This window comes from Stenotrophomonas pictorum JCM 9942, from assembly GCF_001310775.1.
Lineage (GTDB): Bacteria > Pseudomonadota > Gammaproteobacteria > Xanthomonadales > Xanthomonadaceae > Stenotrophomonas > Stenotrophomonas pictorum.
In genome coordinates this window covers 1-4642 of the sequence record NZ_BAZI01000221.1, presented here as the reverse complement: position 1 = coordinate 4642, position 4642 = coordinate 1, and the positions used below count along the sequence as shown (strand labels likewise).

General features: G+C 67.5%; 4 protein-coding genes and 1 pseudogene. 1 reads left to right on the top strand and 4 read right to left on the bottom strand.

Going from position 1 to position 4642, the window contains the following annotated elements; genetic code table 11:
* On the top strand, positions 1–683 hold a 683-nt coding region (locus tag JCM9942_RS11115; RefSeq protein WP_172675099.1), incomplete at its 5' end, for a fibronectin type III-like domain-contianing protein.
* Between the two features lie 59 nt (positions 684–742).
* Here the strand turns inward: JCM9942_RS11115 and JCM9942_RS11110 are convergent.
* The 4 genes and pseudogenes from JCM9942_RS11110 to JCM9942_RS11095 all read right to left on the bottom strand — a co-directional run.
* The gene (locus tag JCM9942_RS11110; RefSeq protein WP_054659686.1) at positions 743–1906 is read right to left on the bottom strand and encodes a PQQ-dependent sugar dehydrogenase; all 1164 of its coding nucleotides are present in this window, start codon (positions 1904–1906) and stop codon (positions 743–745) included.
* An 81-nt stretch (positions 1907–1987) separates the two neighbouring features.
* Positions 1988–3268, bottom strand: coding sequence for a dicarboxylate/amino acid:cation symporter (locus JCM9942_RS11105; protein WP_054659683.1), 1281 nt, complete (start codon positions 3266–3268; stop codon positions 1988–1990).
* Positions 3265–4037: pseudogene (locus JCM9942_RS11100) on the bottom strand (L,D-transpeptidase family protein). Before JCM9942_RS11100 ends, JCM9942_RS11105 begins: the two are co-directional and overlap by 4 nt.
* Before the next feature lie 17 nt (positions 4038–4054).
* The coding region (locus JCM9942_RS11095) for a MurR/RpiR family transcriptional regulator (RefSeq protein WP_054659681.1) at positions 4055–4642 on the bottom strand (588 nt) is incomplete at its 5' end.

Below are 4642 nucleotides of genomic sequence, written 5' to 3'. Positions count from 1 at the left end.
CCGGCAAGCCGCTGGTGGTGCTGCTGCGCAACGGCCGCGCACTGGCGCTGCAGGGCGCGGTCCGCGATGCGCAGGCGATCGCGGTGAGCTGGTATCTGGGGACGCAGACCGGGCATGCGGTGGCCGATGTGCTGTTTGGCCGCTACAACCCCTCGGCGCGTTTGCCGGTCAGTTTTCCGCAGGTCTCCGGACAGCAGCCGTTCTACTACAACCACCCCCGGACCGGTCGCCCGGAACTGCCGAGCATGTCCGAGTTCAAGGCGCGCTGGCGCGAAATTCCCAATGCACCGCTGTATGCCTTCGGCCATGGCCTCAGTTACACCACCTTCGCCTACGGTTCGCCGCAGTTGAGTGCGCCGCAGCTGGAGTGGAATGGCCAATTGCGGATCACCACCCGGGTCACCAATACCGGCAGCGTGGCCGGCGAGGAAGTGGTGCAGCTGTATGTGCATGACCGCGTCGCCAGCCGCGTGCGCCCGGTGCGCGAGTTGAAGGCGTTCACCAAGATCGCGCTGGCGCCGGGCCAGTCGCAGTCGGTGACGTTCCACCTGGACCGCCAGCAACTGGCGTTCACCGGTGTGGATGGCCAGTTCCGTGCCGAATCGGGATTGTTCGATGTGTGGGTATGCGCCTCCTCCGTCAGTGGCGAGGCGGTGACGTTCGAGCTGCTGGCGCCGCCCTGAGGCGGCAATCCAGGCCGTGACGCATGCGCCACCGGACCGGCGGCGCATGCGCAGGCGGCTCAGCCGGCCTTGGGCGTGAGTTTGAGCAGCCGGCCGCCCTGGCCATCCTTCTGATCTTCCAGCAGCCAGATGGCGCCGTCCGGGCCCTGCTCCACTTCGCGGATCCGCTGGCCCATGTCGAAGCGTTCGGCTTCGCGGGCCTTCTCGCCATCAAAGGCCACCCGCACCAGCGACTTGGACGAGAGCCCGCCGATGAAGCCGCTGCCCTGCCACTGCGGGAACAGCGCACCGTTGTAGATGATGAAACCGGCCGGTGAGATCACCTGCCGCCAGGTCACTACCGGGGCGATGAATTCCGGGCGGGTGTCATGGTCGGGAATATCGCGACCGTCGTAGTGGTCGCCGTTGGAGACGATGGGATAGCCATAGTTGCCGCCGCGCTGGATCAGGTTCAGCTCATCACCGCCCCTGGGGCCCATCTCGTGTTCCCACAGTCTGCCGTTGGCATCGAATGCCAGGCCCAGCGCATTGCGATGGCCCAGTGACCATACCTGGTCGGCCGGCGCGCCCTGGGCCACGAACGGATTGTCCGCGGGAATGCCGCCATCGTCATTGAGGCGGATGATCTTGCCCAGATTGGCCTTCATGTCCTGGGCCGGATCGAACTTCTGCCGTTCGCTGGAGCTGATCCACAACTTGCCATCCGGACCAAACGCCAGACGATGGCCGTAGTGGCCGCCGCCACTGACTTTCGGGGTCTGTCGCCAGACAACCTGCGCCTCGCGCAGTTGTCCGCCGCCGTCGGCATCGAGCACCAGTTTGGCGCGTGCCACCGCCGCGCCGCGGGTGTCGCCATCGCCTTCCTCGGCGTAGCTGTAGTAGACCAGCCCGTTGCCGGCGAACTGCGGATGCGCGACCACATCGCCGAAACCGCCCTGGCCGCCATAGGCCACGGCCGGTGTGCCGCTCACCACGCCGCGGTTGCCGCTGGCAGGGTCGAAATGGATCAGCTTGCCGCCCTTCTCGGTGATGAGCAGGCTGCCGTCAGGCAGGAACGTCATTGCCCACGGCTCGCGGAAGCGGGCGACGTCGGTGACGGCGAAGGGCCAGTGCGCGGCTTTCACCGCCGTGTCCGCAGCGGGATCGGGTGCGGCGGCGCAGGCGCTGGTGAACAGGATCGGTGCCAGAGCCAGGGTCATGGCCAGCAGCGTGGAACGGGGCATGGGGATCTCCAGTGGCGGGAAGCGATGTCCAGGGGCGTGTTGTACCGCATGTCGGGGCGCCGTGTCGGCGCCCCGCCTCGCTCAGCTTTCCGCGGCCGCTTGGGGATCTGCTGGCGTGTGCCTGGCGACGATGCCGGTGGCAGTGACGCCGCCGGTGGCGTTGCCGATGGTGCAGAACACATCGGGGATGGTGTCTACCGCCAGCAGCACGCCCAGCGGTTCCACCGGCAGCCCCAGGCTCTGGGTGATGGGCAGGTTGTTGGTCATGAAATTGGCCTGGCCGGGCAGGCCGGTGGAGCCCATGCTGATCGCCGCGGCCAGCAGCACCGCCACGGCGTACTGCGAGGCGTGCACGTCGATGCCATACAGCCAGGCGATGAAACTGGCCACGGCGATGTACTGCGCCGGGCTGGTGATGCGGAACAGCGACACCGCCATCGGCAGCACCAGCGAGGTGAGCCCGGCCGGATAGCCCAGCCGGTTGCGCGCGCTGTCGATCATGGCCGGCAGCGAGGCCAGTGACGACTGCGTGCTGCCGGCAATCACCTGCACCGGCACCAGCGCACGGGCAAAGCGGCCGAACGGCTCGCCGGCGGCGAAGCGGGCCACCACGTACAGCAGCAGGGTGATCAGGATGTAGATCACGCACATCAGCACGATGTAGTAGCCCAGCACGCCGAGGATGCTCATGCCCACTTCGGCGCAGACCACGAACACCAGCGCGAACACGCCGACCGGTGCGGCCCACAGCACCCAGCGCACGATGGTGATCATGGTGTCGGCGATGATGCGGATGATGTCCAGGATGCGGTCGCGGCGCTCCGGTTCCTGGCGGCTCAATGCAAAGCCGAAGAACATCGCAAAGGCCACCAGCGGCAGCATCGCGCTGGAGGCGGCCGCCGCCAGCGCGTTGCTGGGGATCAAGGAGCTGATCCACTGCGCGGCGCTGGGCGGGGTGGCCGTAGTGGTGGGCGAACGCAGCGCGTCGCGGAAGGCCTGGATGTTGTCGGCATCGCGCGGCAGCAGATCCAGCAACGCCGGCGTGATGACCGCGGAGAACGCGGCCGAGCCCACCAGCAGGACCAGGAACACGATGATCGCGTTGCGCGCGGTACGGCCGGAGGCGGCGGCATTGCTGGCGGTGTTGACGCCGACGATCACCAGTGCGGTGACCAGCGGCACCACGGTCATCTGCAGGGCGTTGAGCCACAGCCGGCCGATCGGGCGCAGCACATCGGCAATCCGCAGTGCCAGTGCCGGGTCATAGGCGGTCAGCGACAGACCCACGATTGCGGCGATCAGCAGCGCGATCAGCACCTTGACCGGGGCCGAGAGGGTGAAGCGGCGTGCGGGCGTGCTCAATGTGCGGTCTCCACCAGCGCCGGCAGGCCCCAGCTGGACTGCAGGCGCCCGTATTCGGCGTGCGGCAACAGCACAAACAGTGGGGTGGCGTCAGGCGTGAGCCAGGCCAGAAGATCGCTCATCTGCCGGGGTGCCATCGCGGTGCAGCCGGCGGTGGCTTCGCCCGGGGTGCGCCACAGGTGCGCGAAGATACAGCTGCCCTGTCCGGCCACGTTGCCCGGGTTGTGCTCGATGACGAAACCTTCGCGGTAGCGCACATCGCCGTTGTTGTGCAGGTCCAGGCGCATCGCCTCGGTGGAGCCTTTCACCGCCCCGGTGCCGACCTTGGCGGCATCGACGATGCGGTTGTACAGCGGCGAAGCCGGCACATCCATGCAGTAACTGGTGGCCAGCATCGGCTGGTAGGGCAGTGCGGTGCCGAGATGACCGGCATAACCGAACGCCGGGCCGATGGTGAAGATGCCGGCCGGGCTGCGGCCGTCGCCCTCGCGCTTCTGCGGGCCGCCGTTCTGTGGCGGATGCAGGCCGATACCCCAGGCGCTGCCGCTGCTGCCCAGGGCCACCTCGAAACCGGTGCCGTGCGCCTGCCAGCCGTTCTCCGTGCGCTCGAATGCCTGCAACTGGCCGGAGGATGCTTCCCATGAGGGGCGGTGACCACGATCAGCTGGCGGGCGTTGTCCAGCGGCGTGGCACTGGCGTTCGATGCAAGTCCCACGCAGGCCAGCGCGGACAGCAGCCACCGGGTAGTGGAACGGAACAGAAAAGACATGGCGGCGGCTCCGGTCATCAGTTGTCGATCAGTTGCTGGATGCGTTCCTGGTTCAATGCCAGCTGCCGCTGGCGGTCCGGATTGGACTGGCACAGCAGCACGAACACGAAATCCAGCAGGTACTGCAGCGAGCAACGGTACAGCAGCTGCGCGATCTGCGGCTGCGGGTCGTGCGCGCAGATCGCCAGCGCCGCATCGGCATGCGCGCGCAGCGGGTTGGCGGTATGGCGGGTGATCGACACCACCTTGCCGCCGACCTCCTGGAACTGGCGCGACAGTTGCCACAGCTGCGGCAGCTTGCCGAACTCGGAGAACACCAGCATCACATCGCCCGCGCGCGCGGCCGACAGATTGGCGGTCATCAAAATCGGATCGGCGTGCTGCACGGTGAGGATGCCCAGCAGCGACAGCCGCATCGCGAACTCGCGCGCGTACAGGCCGTCGTCGCCCAGACCATAGATGAAGACCTTCGGTGCGGTATCGATCAGTGCGATCACCGCTTCCACATCGGCCTGCGGATTGGCCGCCATGGTTTCCTCTTCGGCGCCGGCCTTGGCGCGGCGCAGGGTCTCGGCCGCCAGCAGATAGCCGCCGGCCTGCTCCTC